The organism is Corynebacterium sp. MSK032, assembly GCF_030232065.1.
Classification (GTDB): Bacteria; Actinomycetota; Actinomycetes; order Mycobacteriales; family Mycobacteriaceae; genus Corynebacterium; species Corynebacterium jeikeium_D.
Genome location: NZ_JASPJR010000016.1, coordinates 49,634 through 64,892 on the forward strand (window position 1 = coordinate 49,634; position 15,259 = coordinate 64,892).

Consider the following 15,259-nt stretch of genomic DNA (forward strand, 5'->3'; position numbering starts at 1 on the left):
TCTTTCCGCTCTTTCAGCGGCTCCCCCTCATTCCGCTCTACAACGATGTACTGGCTCCTGGGTTAGAACGGCGCACTGACTCCTGCATCAGCCATTTCTCGCTGCTCCGAACTAGCTGCACCTGTGTTCCCCGCCTCACCAGCGCCGCCCGTACTAGCAGTGAAGGTGCGCACGGCCCCGGCCTGAGACGCAACTGTCTCAGTAACCGAAGCTTCCGAATCCCCAGTCGATGACTCACCAAGACCAGTCGGCGACTCATGCGGCTTCTCAGTCATAGTCTTCACCGTTGCCAGGTGACGGCGCAGATTCGGACCTACCGCCTTAGCAATGATCTTCTGGCGCTGATGCTTCGTACCATCATCGCCCTCCCAGCGATCCGTACGAACGTGACCGTGGACAATGACGGCTTGGCCCTTCCACACCGTGTTATTCACGTTCTCGGCGAGCTTGCCCCAACATTCAACATCAAAATATGACGTCTCCGACTGCTCCCAACCATTCTCCCCCTTCCATGACTTGCTGGATGCCACAGAAAACTTGCAGACCTTTGCCCCAGAATTGGTATTTCGATTTTCCACATGATGGACCACATTGCCCACCACGGTAATAACTGCCTCAGACATCGGGCTCCTCCCCCAAAGAAAGCGTTTACCTACGTCGGCCGAATAATTCGAAGGTGTCTCATTCGTGCCGTGCCAATTACTTTTCCGGCTTCGAGAAACAAATGAAAGAGGTACATAAAAAGCCTGTGGATAAGTTTGTCGAAAAGACAACTATCCACAGGCTACGTATGAAGTTGAGGGGCGAAGTCGCGGCAATCCTCGTCGTCAAGCATGCAAAATCAGCTTAACGACGCTACCTTCCGCGCCTCTTCGAGGCATCAATCGGATTATCCATGTGCACCGGATGCTGCGCGTCAACCTCCGAGGTGTAGTAGTCGCGCTCGTCCTCGCCACCAACACCGACCTGCTGGCTCATGCGAGCGAGCATTTCGTTGTAAGCGGCCAACTCCTCATCATTGTTGCGGTCTGCGACGCGGTCGTAGCGGGCTGCATCCCTCTCATCGGAACGCCGCCACTGTACAAACAGCGCAACGGTAACGATGTAGAGCGGAACCTCACCGGCAGCCCACGCGACGGCACCACCAACGTTCTGATCTTCCAGGAGATTCACTGCCCAAGGGAGATCCAGGCTGGCGTAGTAGGTCTCGGCAAGCACCTTCTGCGACTGCATCAGCGAAATACCGAACCAAGCGTGGAACGGCAACGAACCCATCAGCGTGACCAGCTTGACCGACGGCTCAATCTGCTGTGGTGCAGCATCGACACCAATAATGACCCAGTAGAAGATGTAACCGGAGATCAAGAAGTGGATGTTCATGAACACGTGGCCCGCGTGCTCATCAGCCAAGAAGTCATAAATCGGTGTCATGTAAAGCAGGTAAAAGCCCGCAACGAACTGCACCGTTGCCACGACCGGGTGCGTGAGGAAACGCGACACCGGGTTGTTGATGAAGACCACCAGCCACTCACGAATACCCGGCAGACCATCGCGGCCGGCCGGCTTCAGCGCACGCAGCGCAAGCGTAACCGGACCACCCAGCACCAGCATGACCGGAATACCCATGGAGTAAAGCATGTGGGCGATCATGTGAACCGAGAACAGAGCCGGCATGTACACGCCCAGCGCACTGCACGAAGTAAACAGCAACGTGGCACAACCAGCGAGCCACCACAGGGTGTTGGACAGTGGCCAGGTACCGCCGCGCTTCTTCAGCAGGTAGAGCCAGTACAGGTAAATCCACGCGGCAATGATGGCGGCAGAGCCGAAGAAGATGTCAAAGCGCCACTGCGTGAACATGGCTTCCCAACCGAATGGGATTTCCAGGTTGTAACCGAGCTTGACCTGCATCTGCGTAATCGACGGCAGGCCTTCACCACCGGCCTGCTCAGAGAAATTCGGTGGCGGCGGAGTACGGCCCAGAGCTACGGCAACGCCGATTGTCAGCGCCATGATGATGACCTCGACAATGGCCAGGCGCCAGAATGGGCGATTCGACTGAGCGCGCTCGATCTCCGGAATGGTGATCTTGCGGTGCACATAGCCACATAGACCCAGGAAGATGGTGAGCACAGCCTTGACCAGCACCATGATGCCGTAATTGTTGCTGACCAGGTCAGACCAGTCAATGTTGATGGCTGCGTTAATGAAGCCGGAGGCAGACATGGCGATGAAAGCCACCAACGCCACGAAAGAATAGCGCTTCACTACTTCTGGCATCCATTCACCACGACGACGCGCGTGGCCAACCAGCGCCATCAAACCGCCAACCCAAAACACAGTGAAGGTCAAGTGCCAGATGTAGGAGTTAGTGCCGTAGTCATGGGCACCACCGGAGGCGTTGTGGCTTACAACCGCCAGCGGCATCATCGACACCAAGCTGATGGCGAAGAACACCGGCTGCCAAATCCACTTACGAGTCAGCGATGAACCAAGCGCCACAATGCCCGCAAAAATAGCTACCCACAGCCACGCCAAGCCCTCCTTGGTCTGCTCCAACGACACAGCCCAGTTACTCAGCTGAATCGTCGTCGATAGCGGCTGGCCCGACACATCGGAGAGCACCAGCGGAATCTCCATCAAGGCCATGAGGCCCCAGCCGAGCATGGCCCACATACCCGTGCGGGATGCCGTGTAGCCATCAAGGCCTAAAGTGCCGTCGGCACGCTGCTTCGTACCGAAAGCGGCGAGCATAAACGAACCTACGCCGAGGCAGGCGAGCAGCTCACCGGCCGCCTTCGCGAACGGGAACCCGAAGGTGGTGATTGTGCCGGGATCGGGAATACCCAACGTGGCGCGCGAATCCATGTTGAACGCCATCGAGAGCAAACCAGCTAGAACGCCGCCGATAAGCACAAAAACAACGTACCAACCAGCAGATTTACGGACTTTCTTATCCTTGCTAACAGGCGGAGAGGTCTCGGCCTTGGTCGTGGCAGTCATAGCCCTAAGCTTAGCGACCAAAGTCCCTAGAACAGAACCGGTTGTGATTGGCTACATTAGAGACGCTACAATGCTTTTCTTAGCTAGCCTCCATAGCTCAGTGGACAGAGCAGTCGGCTTCTACCCGATTGGTCGAGGGTTCGAATCCTTCTGGGGGCGCGTTTTCTATCCCCGTCATGAACTGGTGTTTTTCGAGTTCAGGCGGGGGTTTACCCTATCTGACTACCCCGCTAATGTAGGCTCAGATTGGCTCTTGTTGGTTTAAATGCAGCGGAAATGCAGCGGATTTTGGGCATGAAAAAACGCCCCGCCGGTCAGCTGTTCGGAAATCCCGAACAACTCAAACCAACGAAGCAACGGCTCTTGGTTAGTTCTCGGTCGGTGGATTCCAGGCATTCGGCAACGCATGCAAAATCCCCCACACTTGGCGCCGCAAACCGGCTCTACAGCCGAGCCCGTGAACTGGCTCACGCACCCCACTCTGGTAATCCGCATTTCGACACCAGAGCAGAACATTCCGCAGCCCAGACAACTGCCGGGCTACTCATCTCTCATACCAAGTACGCTGCAGCGGAAGCAATCTACGAACCAGCCACTGGGGCCATAGCCCGGGAATTTGATTTCGCCACTCAGCTACTGCCAGTGTGGCGGGAATTGCTCGAGAGGACACGGACATGCGGCGGGCGATGTATCGGGGGTGTTTTACAGTAGGTTTTGAGGTCAAATTTACCCCCGTCGAGTGGTCAAAGATTGAAAACCATTCACCTTAACGCAGAATAAGGGCAGTCATAAAGAATGCCAAGAAAGGAATCATGCGATGGCCGCCCACACCGCCAAACGAGTCCTCATCATCGCAGCCTGTGTTGCAATTCCGTTCGCCGCTGCCTGCGGATCAAACAACGCCCCCTCCCTATCAAGCAGCAACATGTCGACCAGCTCGACATCAACGTCCTCGCCGTCAAGCACCACGTCCACTGAATCCACCACTGATTCTCCGTCTGAATCATCAAGCCCAAAGAACAGCCCCAACCCCACCCTAGAGCACACCACCGAACCTACCTCTTCACCCCGTGGAGGTGAGTCCACGTCCGCACGCACAACAGGGTATACCGAAGCCCCAGGCCAGGCAGAACCATCTGAAATGAACAAAACCGTGGCATCCTGCGGCGACCCCGCTTTGCATGAGACCGGGACAACATTCTTCACCGACGGTTCAAGCGGCTGGACGCAGCAGTGCGCCTCCCGGATGATGGCGCAGCAGCCGGCGGCGACACCAGAACCAGCTCCAGCTCCCGCCGCGCCGGCCCCTGAACAGCAGGAATCCTACGTAACCCCAGGCGCTTACTGTTCAGGAGGAGGAACAGGAGTCAGTAAGAACGGCACACCTATGACCTGCTCCGCCGGCCCGGACGGCCAAGCCCGCTGGCGCTCTCAATAAACAAAGGAAACGCAATGACTTTCGAAGACCGCACTACGCAAGCCGCCGCAAGGAAGCCGTTCTATAAGCGCTGGTGGTTCATCGCCGCGTCTTTTCTGCTTGTACTCTTCTTAGCATTACTAATCTTCACCCCAGCTCAAGAAAGTGCTCCGACAGACTCAGGTGACGTTGCTGAAGAGATCACCCTGCACCCAATTGGAGAACCAATCGAAGCACCTGGAGTCACCCTCACTGTCGAATCAGTCACACGTTCAGACAGTATCGAGCTCTACGCTGACGGATACAAACGCGGCTACATGCCAAATGAAACTCTCAACGCTGACAAAGGTGAATACGCCATCGTCAAAACTGACGTGAAGAACACCGGACAGTCCCCAATGGATCTCACATGCGGATTTGCCGTTCGAGCACTACTAATCAACACCGAAAATCAGGTTTACGACCCCATCGACAGTCTCTACCGCATTATCGATAACCCGGAATGCAATGACAGCCTAAACCCGGGGTTCGAGACACAAATGACTTGGGTGTACCAGATTCCATCGGACACCGAGCTTGGAGTATTTGGATTCACAAACCCAGATGTTAGCTATGACGATCTCGAGTTCGTCGATATTCGAGAATCGGAGTAAGCGAACTCGGAAAATAGGGCATTCACGCCGACTCATTTTCTTCACCGTCTGCCGAGCCACCAAAGAAAGGCAATAACCATGAGCATTGACCAAGCAGTCCAGAGTCTCGCCGCCAAGGTTCGAGAACTAAAGCCAATTATCGAAACGGAAGAAGCCACAAAAACGGCCTTTATCATCCCCTTCATAAGCACCGTCCTCGGCTACGACGTCACAGACCCCCGTGAGGTTATCCCGGAATATACCGCGGACGTGGGCGTAAAAAAGGGAGAAAAAGTAGACTTCGCCATCAAATCAGGTGATGACTTCCGATTCCTTATCGAATGCAAGAAAATCGGAGAACCGCTCCGACTAGATCACGCGAATCAGCTTGTCCGATACTTCAATGTCACAGATACCGAGTTTGCGATTCTTACCAACGGTGAAGTGTACGAATTCTATGCACAGCTAGACGCAGCGAATCGAATGGACGAAAAGCCATTCATGACAATCGACCTCGCTAACATCGATGCGCGTGTCTTCCCGCACCTCGAGATGTGCACAAAGACTCGCTTCGATTCTGAAACGATTGCGGCAAGCGCTGAGCAACTCAAATACATTTCTGAAATTCGCAAGGTTCTGGCATCACAGTTCAAGGAACCAGATGCTGATTGGGTTAGGCTCATCGCATCTCGAGTGACATCGCGCCGCATGACAGCGCAAAACCTTGAGATTTTCACCAAACTTGTCTCGACAGCTCAATCTCAGTTTCTTAAAGATGAGGCGAATCGTCGGTTGCGTTCGGCCCAGGATTTTGATGAAGTCCCAGGTGCGACACCGGCACCGTCGGCTGCTACCGCCTCCCCTGCCGAACCGGAGGAAACTGATGATTCCGGAATCGTGACAACGGAAGAAGAGTTGCAGGCATTTGGAATTATCCGCGCAATTTGCTGCAGCGAAGTCTCTGTTTCTGATGTGACCATGCGTGACGCGAAATCATATTGCGCAATTTTGTACCGCGATAACAACCGGAATCCGATTGCTCGTTTGTACTTCGACCGGCGCGTTCCACGTATCGGTATCTTCGATGCGTCGCGCACTGAACAAGTATTTGACCTCGGTGCGGTTGATGAGATTTACGAGCATGCGCAGCTTCTTCGCGAGCGCTGTATAGCGCTTCGCGATCAGTAACGCCAATGGCGCAGCAGACATAAAAATAATGATAGGGGCGCTCGACCCGACACCAATTCAGGGAACGCCCCAGGATGCCGCTGCATGTGGATCCGTACTGGGGTGGGTGGCAGATTGGCCGGATTAAACGCTCTGACGTGCAAACCTGGCTGGCCGAGTTTAGCGCTGGCGCGTCGACAGTAAGGAAGGCGCACGCTTGTCTCGCGCAGGTTCTCGATGTCGCTGTTGGTGACGGGGTGCTGGCCTCTAATCCAGCCCGTGGTGTGCGTCTGCCGCGCAAACCGAAGGCGAAAAGGTGTACCTGACCGCCGAGCAGGTCAAGACCCTAGCCAAGGGTTCTAAGCGTCCTGAGCTCATCTGGCTTTTGGCTACTACCGGGCTGCGGTGGGGCGAGGCCGCAGCGCTACGAGTCCGTGACGTCAATGTTCTACGCGGCCGTATACACGTAGAGCGCAATGCCGTCACCGTTGGTAGCAAAGTTATTATCGGCACGCCGAAGACACACGAGCAGCGCACGGTGGCAGTGCCGAAAAAGGTCATGGCCATGCTGAAGCCACTGCTGAAAGACAAACTGCCGGACGCGCTGCTGCGGCCGGCAGGCAATGGCGGGCCGCTGCCGACACCGAGTAAGCCGGATTGGTACTACGGGAACCTAGAGCGGGTCATGAAGGCTGACAAGAAGTTCCCGTATGTGACTCCGCATGGCCTGCGGCATGTGGCCGCTGGACTAATGGTGGGGTCTGGCGCGTCAGTGAAAGTAGTGCAGTCTCAGCTGGGGCACGCGAGCGCGGCTATGACGCTAGACACGTATGCAGATCTGTTTGACGGCGATTTGGATGCGGTGGCGGACGTGATGGATGAGCAGCTGCGTGGCGTGATTTAATGCAGCGGAAATGCAGCGGTTTCCCGGTTTTTGCATGCGTTTCTGCTGTTCATAGCGTCTTCATGGGTGGGTTCGAATCCTTCTGGGGGCGCAAAAATAACCCGCCTGAACTGGTTTTATACCAGCATCAGGCGGGTTTTTACTTCTTAGTTCTTCTTGTTATCCGCAGGATCCGGGCGCAAGTAACGGTCGACCATGTCGACGACCTCTTCGACAGATTTCTTGTCTAGCGCCGCGTCTTTGCCATCCGGGCGCCACACCAGCACCATCGTCTGAATCAGACGGTAAATGTTGCGCGCAAGCAGATATGGATCGTGCTCGCGAATAGTGCCGTCTTCCTGCCCGTGACGGACACCGGGGAGAATGAACCTCTCCACAATTTCCATCTGCGTTTCGCTCATCTCTCCAGTGAGCACTTCTAATACGCGGTCAGGGTCTGTCTTGACTAGGCCAGGGAAAAAGTCACCTTCGATGATGCGTTGGACGACGATTCGAATACGCAGCAACATACGAGCGCGCGAATCGCCAGGGACATAACGGAGGCCCTCAAGCAGGTGCAGGATTTCGCGGTTGGTCACTTCCGCGAGAAGCTCACCGATATCGGCGTATCGACGATATACGGTCGGACGCGAAACCCCTGCCTTACGAGCAATTTCTGCAATCGAAGTCCTACGCAAGCCCACAGTCATTACGCTTTCGCGCGCAGCGGCAATGATGACATCATCGACGGATGGTTTCTGTGCCGCGGTGGTGCTTTGAGCAGCGTCGCCAACACGCCTCGTCTCATCCATGTAACTATTTCTCCCGTTGGAATCCGAACTCAGAAGTAATTTTATCAGGCAAATAGGTCGATTTAGTTCATGCCCCGTTGCCCAATTCTAAGATCTTTCGTTCCAGTTAATTTCGTTTCCCCCACAATTCGCTCCACAAACCACACGGCAATCCACACGCCCGACCACAGCACAATCCACATCGCTAAGCTGGGCGTAGTCAGCGTGTGCCCACAGCCCAGTCCGGGCACAAAATGAGGCGCACTGCCGAATCATGCCGAATCTCAGCGAAAGGTGAAATCATGGCTCAGCCCGATCCCGATCTCAAGCTCTCCCCTGAGCTCGACCGCATCGTGTGGATTGACTGTGAGATGACGGGCCTCGAACCCGAGCGCCACGTCATTGTCGAAATCGCGGCTCTCGTCACCGATGCCAACCTCAACGTCCTCGGGGAAGGCGTGGACATTGTCGTGCACGCGTCCGAGACCGAATTGGCGCAGATGGACGATTTCGTCACCAAGATGCATGCGAAGTCCGGCCTGGATCAGGAAATTCGCGACAGCAAGACTAATGTCGCCGACGCCGAACAGGCTGTTTTGGACTACATCCGTCAGTGGGTTCCTGAGCCCCGCACCGCTCCGCTGGCAGGCAACTCGATTGCCTCCGACCGCAAGTTCATTCACCGCTACATGCCAGAGCTCGACCAGTACCTGCACTACCGCATGATTGATGTCTCTTCCTTCAAGGAACTGGCCCGCCGCTGGTACCCCCAGGTTCTCAAGGGCGCTCCAGAAAAGGGTCTCGCTCACCGAGCTCTTGCAGATATCAAGGAGTCGATCCGCGAGCTGGACTACTACCGCCGCGCCATGCTTCTGCCCCACCCCGGCCCCGAAGGCGACGCTATTTCTGCCGCAAGCAAGGAATCGACGGAAAAGTACGGTGAGATTCGCGGCTAGCTCGCTTTACGACGACCCAAACCCCACCCTTTCCCAAATTCATCCGGGTTGACCTGCTGTTTTTGTTTCCAGCCCACTGTGGGCTACCATATAGTTCGCTGCAGAGATGAGCTGAGAAAACAGCTCCTTTAATGCGGTAATGGTGACTGTAGTTCAGTTGGTAGAGCACCAGGTTGTGATCCTGGGTGTCGCGGGTTCGAGTCCCGTCAGTCACCCCAAGTAGAACCCTCGGCCAGGTTTTTCCGGGCCGAGGGTTTTTGTGTTTCCGCCCGGCGCGTCGCCGGGGTGGGCCTTTTTGCTGCTAAGTCCCCCCCCATAGTCACTACCGAGTAGCCACCAAGCCTGCATCCGCGGACTGCAGCTTGCCGTCAACCATCTCCACGATTCGGTCGGCACCGTGGAGCTGCCCCAGGTCGTGGGTGATGTACAGGGTGGCCACACCCATCTTCCGCGTCACATCCATAATCAGTCGCGTCACCGCCCCTGCACTCTTCTGATCCAAAGCCGCGGTCGGTTCGTCGACTAGCAGCACTTCCGGCTCATTCATCAGTGCGCGCGCAACATTGACGCGTGCCTGCTGACCACCGGAAAGCTGGCTCACGCGACGTTCTCCCAGCCCAGCCAGTCCGACTGCCTCGAGCAATTCATCTGCGCGCTTCTCCGCTTCACGACGGCCACCCGCGGGCCACCCGAAAACACGGCCCAATCGCCGCATTGCGATGAGCTGCTGCTTGACCGTCAGCGCTGGCAGAAGATTCGGCTGCTGGAAAACGATGCCGATGTGTTCGCGACGAATCTTGGCAGCATCCGCGCCGCGAGCGCTCAGATCAATGGCCTTCCTTTCCGCACTCTCGTCCGCGCCTGCACCGTTCGCGTCCTGCTTGTTGGAGTACAGCGTGACATGTCCGGTATCGGCACTCTTCAAACAACCTGCGATGGTCAACAGAGTCGACTTGCCGGAACCCGATGGTCCGACCAGTCCCACTACCTCGCCTGCCCGGATCTTCAGCGAGATGTCATCCAAAATGGTGCGTTTGTTGTCGCCATCTTGGACGGTCAGCGAGATGTTCTTCAGAGCGAGTGCCACGGGAGCCTGGTTGTCGATATAGGTAGTCATTTTGTCCTCAATTCCTCAATTCCTCAGTTGCAGGTTGTGCATGATTAACACGATGTGAGTGTTCTGTGGGAAGCCGCCGTGCTAGGCCGTGCTAACGAGCCACTACGCATTCGCCAATGCGGTGGTCGGATCGACGCGGAATACCGGCACCAGTGCCAGCAGCGCACCAACTACGCCGGTCACGGCCAGAATGAGCCCCGGCACGACGGTCGTGGAAGCATCGACCACAATTGGCATGACGTCGCCGCTCTGCAGAGCCCAGCCCGCCGCTGCAGTCACCGCAACACCGCCGCCGACTCCGATTGCCAGCACGGCCAGGACCTGCGCCAGAGAGTCAGCCACCAGCACGGAGCGGGACGCACCGAGCGCCGAGGAAATGGCCACACCACGCAGTCGTTGAACAGTCCACACTGTGAAGAACGCGCCTACCACCAGCGCAGAAATCACATACAGCATCGAGGTCATCGCGTTCAGCGAGGTCTGCTCGCCCTGATAGGAAGCCGACAGGTTATTGCGCTCGCCGTCGCGCAGAATTGTTCCTTCCGGGACATTCGGCAGCTGCGTCGCAGACTCGTCGACAACCATCGCCGCCGGCACCATCTGCCCCGGTGTCAGGTCTTCCATCACACCGCGCCCGGCATAAATGACCGCTTGGTGGTCCAACCACTTATCCCCCGCCACGCGCGCAACGGTGGCCTCGTGCTCGCCCATCGCGCCAGACAGGGTCAGCGAGTCACCTTCCGCAATGGCGGTTTCACTGACACCGTCGGTGACGGCCACCTGGTCGTCGTTAAGCGAAAAGTCGGAGATGACGGTGACGGGCGTTTCATCGACGCGCGCACGACTGACGTAGACATCGCGGATGGTGGCGTTGTTATCGTTCGCCCACGTCTGGACGCTCTTTCGCGCCGTCTCGCCGATGCTTGACGACGACAGCGACGTAGCCCCCTCCGAGATGACGACGGCGTCGTTTTTGCCGTAGACCTCGTCAAGTGCGGAGACGGACTGGGCTGACAGTCCGGCAGCCAAAGCCGAGAGGAACGTGACCATCACAGCAATCATGCCGACGGTGATGGTGATCAGTGCGGCACGGCCTGGAGCGGCTCGAAGTTCTTTCATTGACTGGTACATACTCATTATGGTCGTGGATTCAAAGGCGGATTTAATCGCCAGGGAGGTTGAACTTCGTCTCCAACTTTCGGTTGATGTTGACAATTCCGGCTTGTCAGCGGTGTTTTGGCAGGTGGAACTGCCCTAAGCTCGAGAGCGTGGATACTCCTGAGACCCTGAATCGCAGCTGGCAATTACTGCGGTTTGCCCTGGATGTTTTGGTGCTGGTGCTGCTGGCGGTATGCGTGGTTCCGGATCCGCAGTGGCGAATCATCACCTATGCGGCGTGCTTTCTAGCGGTGTACATTGCAGGTTCCATTGGGCCGATTGGGCAGGCTCGGCATGGCAACGTAGCCAACGAGGTCGCGCTGACTAAGCCGCGTGGCCTGCTGTTGGGCTGGCTTGTGATTCTGCTGCTGTGCTGGGCGGCGTTGGCGTTTGCAACGCTGGACGCCTCGTTCCTGGTTTTCCCACTGTTTTTCGTAATTTTGCAGGTAACCGGCGGCCTTATGGCCGTAATCATGGTGGCGGCGACAACGGCGACGGCAATTGGCGCCATCGCTATCCATACTCCGCTAACATTTGGTGGTGTCCTCGGCCCCATTCTGGGTGGGACGTTTGTACTCACGGTGGGGCTGGGGTTCCGGCTCCTGCAGAAGGAGACTATCGAAAAGACCAAGGCGCTGGAGGAGCTCTCAGCTGCCCGCGCCCACTCGGAAGCACTGTCCCGTCGTGCCGGTGAGCTGGACGAACGCGCACGCCTCGCAGCCGATATTCATGACACCGTGGCGCAGGGGCTTTCCTCCATCCAGCTGCTGCTGCATTCGGTGGAGTCCCGCATGAAAAGTGCTCCCACTCAGCATGACCAGACCTCGGTGGATTCGCTACAGCTCGCCCGCAAGGTTGCGGCCGACAATCTCGCCGAGACCCGGCGCATCATCGCAGCACTTCAGCCGGCTCCCCTCGAAGGCGCAGACCTATCCGGTGCGTTGGAGAAAGTCTGCTCCTCCACGGTGCTGGGCGATGCTGTCAGCTTCTGCGTCGACGGCACACCCACGCGGCTGCCGGCCACCGTCGAAGCAACCATCATCAGGGTGGCCCAGGCGAGCTTGGCGAACGTCGTCAAGCATGCACACGCCACGCGTTGCCGTGTCACCCTGACCTACCAGCCCGACGAGATTCTGCTCGACTGCGTCGACAACGGCATCGGCTTCGACCCCACCGCACCAACTAACGACGACAGCGTGGGGATCGCCAACGCGCGCCGACGCGTGGAGAAGCTCGGCGGCACCTTCACCATCGAGTCGGAACCGGGGCGTGGCTGCGGTGTCAGCGTCAGCATCCCGCACGAGCTCGCCTCTTAAAGTCCCGCGCCTGGTATGCAGGTAGGAAACGACCATTCACATCACCCGAGGAGTTAGCCAGGTGACCAAGCCCATCGGAGTCCTCATCGCCGACGATCATCCCATCGTGCGCGCTGGTCTTCGCGCAGTCGTTGAATCGGCGCCGGATATCGTCGTGGTCGGCGAGGCGGCCAGCGGTGACGAGGCGGTCGAGAAGGTGCGCGCATCGCTTGACGACGACTCTTGCGGCCACATCGATCTGGTACTCATGGACCTTCGCTTTGGTGAGGCCCCTGGCACCGCTACCCGCGCAGGCGGAGTCGATGCCACCGCAGCCATCCGCGCACTGGCCGGGCGCGGCGCAAAGGCCCCAGAAGTGTTGGTGGTGACCAATTATTCTTCGGACTCCGATGTGCTCGGCGCTGTCACCGCAGGCGCAGTTGGTTATCTGCTGAAGGATGCCGCTCCGGAAGAGCTCATCGATGGTATCCGTCGTGCCGTCCGCGGCGAGACCGTGCTGAACACACAGGTGGCCGGTCGTTTGATGGGTCGGATGCGCAACCCCAATACAGCACTAACCCCGCGCGAACTCGAGGTGCTCGAGTTGGTCGCGCGGGGTATGTCGAATAGAAAAATTGCAGAACAGCTGGTGCTCACCGAAGCGACTGTGAAATCGCATCTGGTACATATTTTCACCAAGCTAGACGTCAGCTCCCGCACCGCGGCTGTTGCTCGGGCGCAGGAGCTGGGAATGTTGGGTGATTAGGAAACGGACTAACCCGCGTGGCTTAAGTGATGGCCTCACTTAGAGGACATGAGCTACCAGGAGCTGGTCTCGTCGGCGTTGCCCTTCTTCCAGGTCTCCCACGGGATGTTCCAGTCACCTAGTCCATCAACACCGGAGAGCGTCTCACCAATCGTATTCTTCACAATCACGATGTCACCGCGCTTAGTGTTGTCCAGGAACCACTTAGCGTTGGCGTCAGTGACGTTGATGCAACCGTGAGACTGGTTGACGCTGCCCTGTGCCCACGTTGACCACGGTGCACCGTGGACGTAGATACCGGAGTAGGACATCTGCGTTGCGTAGTTAACCGGCGTGACGTAGCCACCGTTTTCCAGAGACAGGCCGTAGGTACGGGAGTCCATCACCATGGTCTCGTTGCGATCACCGATGATGTACTGGCCATTCGGAGTCGGGTGAACATTCGACCCCATAGAGATAGGCATGGAGTTTACGACTTCACCGTTCTTCTTAATGACCATGGTCTTCGTCGCATCATCAGCGATAGCGATGACTTCATCACCGATAGTGAAGCTGGTTTCGGCGGACTCCGCACCGTACATATCGTCACCAAGATCCGTGCCGTAAATATCGGACTTCACGGTAACCTTGGTCCCCGGCTTCCAGTACTCCTTTGGACGCCAGCGCACCTCACTGTTATTCAGCCAGTAGAAAGCGCCTTCCACCTTAGGCTCGGTGGTCACCTTAATTGCTTCCTCAGCAGCCTTGCGGTCCGAAATACTCGCGCTGAATTTCACAGCAATAGTCTGACCGACACCCACGGTGGAACCATCCAGCGGGGACAGGTAACCATTTACCTGAGAAGTCGGCTCGACGGTGGTGAAAGAAGTAGCCAGCTTTTCTGTGCCCGAGGTGGCGTTAATCTCATAGGTCTTTGAGTAGCCCAGGGGTTCTGCAGTGGTCCACTTGGTACCACTGGAGTCGAGCTTGCCCTTGACCTCTTTGCCCTCAGGGTTGGTCATAACAACCTTGTCCAGGCGATGTCCCTCTTCCACCTGAACCGAAATCGGGTCAACCACCGAAACATCGGTGGCGTCGTCCTTCACACTGGCGACAAGACCAACGTCTGGCTTCTCCGCCTCTTGCTGCTCGGCATTATCTCCGCCGACGGTACAAGCAGCTAGCGAGATGGTGGTCGCAAATGTCACCACCGCCATCGACAGGCGCTTAAAAGATTGCCGCATGATCGTGCTTCACTCCAACAGTGCAATTATTAAGTAGTAAGTCCCGGGGACACACTGCGACACACAGCGGAGTCCTGCTACAGCCCCTGGTGCGCCCTCGAAAAAGGTCAGACTGCCCTGCAGCGGCACTAGCCACCGATAAAACGCTCGCCCTAACTGAAAAGCCTTATTGACTGCCCAATCGCAGTCATCAACCCCTCACAGGGCGCAGCACGCAAAGTAGCCCAACGGTTCCTACAGTTAACCCTCTGGAAAATTGCTGTGCAACCCCAAAAAACCGGGGCACTTCAACCGACCTGGGAAAACAGCGCCCCCTTGAAGCTGCGTTACCGAAAAGTAATCAGTTCGCTATTCAAAAGTGCCACCGGACGCTTCCGGACGTTACTGAACACTGTCGAACGTAACTCCGACATCTATGCACACTCCCAACGTCGATGGCATTGATACAGGCCCTACCCCACTTTGAGGATTTCCAAACTTTTTTTGAACTTTTTTCAAACGGTTGCGCAAAACCTTTCAAAAAACATGCAAAAACATCAATTCAAAAACAGCATCTGACCAGCCGATTTTACAAACAATCAGAAACCTGGTTATATATCTTCTCGTTGCCGGCGAGGAGCTCACACAGAGAGCACCAAGCAGGAAACAGTAAGCGCCATTAGCTCAACTGGCAGAGCAGCTGACTCTTAATCAGCGGGTTCGGGGTTCGAGTCCCTGATGGCGCACAATACAGACCGGGAAGGTAGAAATACCCTCCCGGTCTTTTTGTTGCATAAGGGTTAAGTGACAAAAAGTGTGTCCGCTCGGTGTGTCGCCGGGTGGGCCCTTTTTATCTCATGGGCCCTTTCCGG

15 protein-coding genes and 3 tRNA genes are annotated in these 15,259 nt (G+C 56.7%); 11 read left to right on the forward strand and 7 right to left on the reverse strand.

Translation table 11 applies throughout. The annotated features are described in order from the left end of the window. Nucleotides 1–62: 62 nt before the first annotated feature. Both QP995_RS09540 and QP995_RS09545 read right to left on the reverse strand, forming a co-directional pair. Nucleotides 63–623: a single-stranded DNA-binding protein gene (locus QP995_RS09540; RefSeq protein ID WP_049170979.1), complete on the reverse strand. Its 561-nt coding sequence runs from the start codon at nt 621–623 to the stop codon at nt 63–65. 232 nt (nt 624–855) lie between these two features. Beyond that, nucleotides 856–3,003 (reverse strand): bifunctional copper resistance protein CopD/cytochrome c oxidase assembly protein, encoded by a 2,148-nt coding sequence (locus QP995_RS09545; protein ID WP_069359320.1) that lies wholly within the window; start codon nt 3,001–3,003, stop codon nt 856–858. Nucleotides 3,004–3,089: 86 nt separating this feature from the next. On the opposite strand from QP995_RS09545, the gene QP995_RS09550 reads away from it, so the two are divergent. Beyond that, nucleotides 3,090–3,162 (forward strand) — tRNA-Arg (locus tag QP995_RS09550). A gap of 651 nt (nt 3,163–3,813) precedes the next feature. Here QP995_RS09550 and QP995_RS09555 read toward each other — a convergent pair. Beyond that, complete coding sequence (locus tag QP995_RS09555) at nt 3,814–4,053, reverse strand: hypothetical protein (RefSeq protein WP_070653404.1); 240 nt, start codon at nt 4,051–4,053, stop codon at nt 3,814–3,816. A 91-nt stretch (nt 4,054–4,144) separates the two neighbouring features. Between QP995_RS09555 and QP995_RS09560 the strand changes: the two genes are divergently transcribed. The 5 genes from QP995_RS09560 (at nt 4,145) to QP995_RS09580 (ending at nt 7,123) form a co-directional block, all read left to right on the forward strand. Further along, nucleotides 4,145–4,441 (forward strand): hypothetical protein, encoded by a 297-nt coding sequence (locus tag QP995_RS09560; protein WP_240593300.1) that lies wholly within the window; start codon nt 4,145–4,147, stop codon nt 4,439–4,441. 14 nt (nt 4,442–4,455) lie between these two features. Beyond that, nucleotides 4,456–5,073, forward strand: coding sequence for a DUF4352 domain-containing protein (locus QP995_RS09565; protein WP_049189877.1), 618 nt, complete (start codon nt 4,456–4,458; stop codon nt 5,071–5,073). Nucleotides 5,074–5,151: 78 nt separating this feature from the next. After that, the gene (locus QP995_RS09570; protein ID WP_069359323.1) at nt 5,152–6,240 is read left to right on the forward strand and encodes a type I restriction enzyme HsdR N-terminal domain-containing protein; all 1,089 of its coding nucleotides are present in this window, start codon (nt 5,152–5,154) and stop codon (nt 6,238–6,240) included. 74 nt (nt 6,241–6,314) lie between these two features. After that, nucleotides 6,315–6,545: a site-specific integrase gene (locus QP995_RS09575; protein ID WP_284807255.1), complete on the forward strand. Its 231-nt coding sequence runs from the start codon at nt 6,315–6,317 to the stop codon at nt 6,543–6,545. Beyond that, nucleotides 6,536–7,123 carry a site-specific integrase gene (locus QP995_RS09580; RefSeq protein WP_284853153.1) on the forward strand — a complete coding sequence of 196 codons (588 nt, stop codon included), beginning with the start codon at nt 6,536–6,538 and terminating at the stop codon, nt 7,121–7,123. The genes QP995_RS09575 and QP995_RS09580 overlap by 10 nt, the downstream gene beginning before the upstream one ends. A gap of 146 nt (nt 7,124–7,269) precedes the next feature. On the opposite strand, the gene QP995_RS09585 is transcribed toward QP995_RS09580, so the two are convergent. Next, nucleotides 7,270–7,914: a TetR/AcrR family transcriptional regulator gene (locus QP995_RS09585; protein ID WP_069359324.1), complete on the reverse strand. Its 645-nt coding sequence runs from the start codon at nt 7,912–7,914 to the stop codon at nt 7,270–7,272. A 281-nt stretch (nt 7,915–8,195) separates the two neighbouring features. Between QP995_RS09585 and orn the strand changes: the two genes are divergently transcribed. Both orn and QP995_RS09595 read left to right on the forward strand, forming a co-directional pair. Then, entirely contained in the window at nt 8,196–8,849 is a 654-nt protein-coding gene (gene orn, locus QP995_RS09590; protein WP_069359325.1) for an oligoribonuclease, read from the forward strand. Nucleotides 8,850–8,991: 142 nt separating this feature from the next. Next, nucleotides 8,992–9,067, forward strand: a tRNA-His gene (locus tag QP995_RS09595). Nucleotides 9,068–9,171: 104 nt separating this feature from the next. On the opposite strand, the gene QP995_RS09600 is transcribed toward QP995_RS09595, so the two are convergent. Together QP995_RS09600 and QP995_RS09605 are read right to left on the reverse strand one after the other, a co-directional pair. Next, nucleotides 9,172–9,966, reverse strand: coding sequence for an ABC transporter ATP-binding protein (locus QP995_RS09600; RefSeq protein ID WP_049172923.1), 795 nt, complete (start codon nt 9,964–9,966; stop codon nt 9,172–9,174). A 102-nt stretch (nt 9,967–10,068) separates the two neighbouring features. Beyond that, nucleotides 10,069–11,085 (reverse strand): FtsX-like permease family protein, encoded by a 1,017-nt coding sequence (locus tag QP995_RS09605; RefSeq protein ID WP_049193207.1) that lies wholly within the window; start codon nt 11,083–11,085, stop codon nt 10,069–10,071. Nucleotides 11,086–11,234: 149 nt separating this feature from the next. Here QP995_RS09605 and QP995_RS09610 point away from each other — a divergent pair, with 149 nt between their 5' ends. Beyond that, nucleotides 11,235–12,440 carry a sensor histidine kinase gene (locus tag QP995_RS09610; RefSeq protein WP_284853154.1) on the forward strand — a complete coding sequence of 402 codons (1,206 nt, stop codon included), beginning with the start codon at nt 11,235–11,237 and terminating at the stop codon, nt 12,438–12,440. A gap of 61 nt (nt 12,441–12,501) precedes the next feature. Continuing rightward, entirely contained in the window at nt 12,502–13,185 is a 684-nt protein-coding gene (locus QP995_RS09615; protein WP_284853155.1) for a LuxR C-terminal-related transcriptional regulator, read from the forward strand. A 53-nt stretch (nt 13,186–13,238) separates the two neighbouring features. Here QP995_RS09615 and QP995_RS09620 read toward each other — a convergent pair whose 3' ends face one another. Next, nucleotides 13,239–14,408 carry a L,D-transpeptidase gene (locus QP995_RS09620; protein WP_016422276.1) on the reverse strand — a complete coding sequence of 390 codons (1,170 nt, stop codon included), beginning with the start codon at nt 14,406–14,408 and terminating at the stop codon, nt 13,239–13,241. 652 nt (nt 14,409–15,060) lie between these two features. On the opposite strand from QP995_RS09620, the gene QP995_RS09625 reads away from it, so the two are divergent. Then, nucleotides 15,061–15,133 (forward strand) — tRNA-Lys (locus tag QP995_RS09625). Nucleotides 15,134–15,259: the final 126 nt, after the last annotated feature.

What these genes read in the sequence shown, in the direction of transcription:
- QP995_RS09540 (WP_049170979.1), bottom strand. Translation starts at nt 623, where the DNA reads ATGTCTGAGGCAGTTATTACCGTGGTGGGCAATGTGGTCCATCATGTG.
- QP995_RS09545 (WP_069359320.1), bottom strand. Translation starts at nt 3,003, where the DNA reads ATGACTGCCACGACCAAGGCCGAGACCTCTCCGCCTGTTAGCAAGGAT.
- QP995_RS09560 (WP_240593300.1), top strand. Translation starts at nt 4,145, where the DNA reads ATGAACAAAACCGTGGCATCCTGCGGCGACCCCGCTTTGCATGAGACC.
- QP995_RS09565 (WP_049189877.1), top strand. Translation starts at nt 4,456, where the DNA reads ATGACTTTCGAAGACCGCACTACGCAAGCCGCCGCAAGGAAGCCGTTC.
- QP995_RS09570 (WP_069359323.1), top strand. Translation starts at nt 5,152, where the DNA reads ATGAGCATTGACCAAGCAGTCCAGAGTCTCGCCGCCAAGGTTCGAGAA.
- QP995_RS09575 (WP_284807255.1), top strand. Translation starts at nt 6,315, where the DNA reads ATGCCGCTGCATGTGGATCCGTACTGGGGTGGGTGGCAGATTGGCCGG.
- QP995_RS09585 (WP_069359324.1), bottom strand. Translation starts at nt 7,914, where the DNA reads ATGGATGAGACGAGGCGTGTTGGCGACGCTGCTCAAAGCACCACCGCG.
- orn (WP_069359325.1), top strand. Translation starts at nt 8,196, where the DNA reads ATGGCTCAGCCCGATCCCGATCTCAAGCTCTCCCCTGAGCTCGACCGC.
- QP995_RS09600 (WP_049172923.1), bottom strand. Translation starts at nt 9,966, where the DNA reads ATGACTACCTATATCGACAACCAGGCTCCCGTGGCACTCGCTCTGAAG.
- QP995_RS09605 (WP_049193207.1), bottom strand. Translation starts at nt 11,085, where the DNA reads ATGAAAGAACTTCGAGCCGCTCCAGGCCGTGCCGCACTGATCACCATC.
- QP995_RS09620 (WP_016422276.1), bottom strand. Translation starts at nt 14,408, where the DNA reads ATGCGGCAATCTTTTAAGCGCCTGTCGATGGCGGTGGTGACATTTGCG.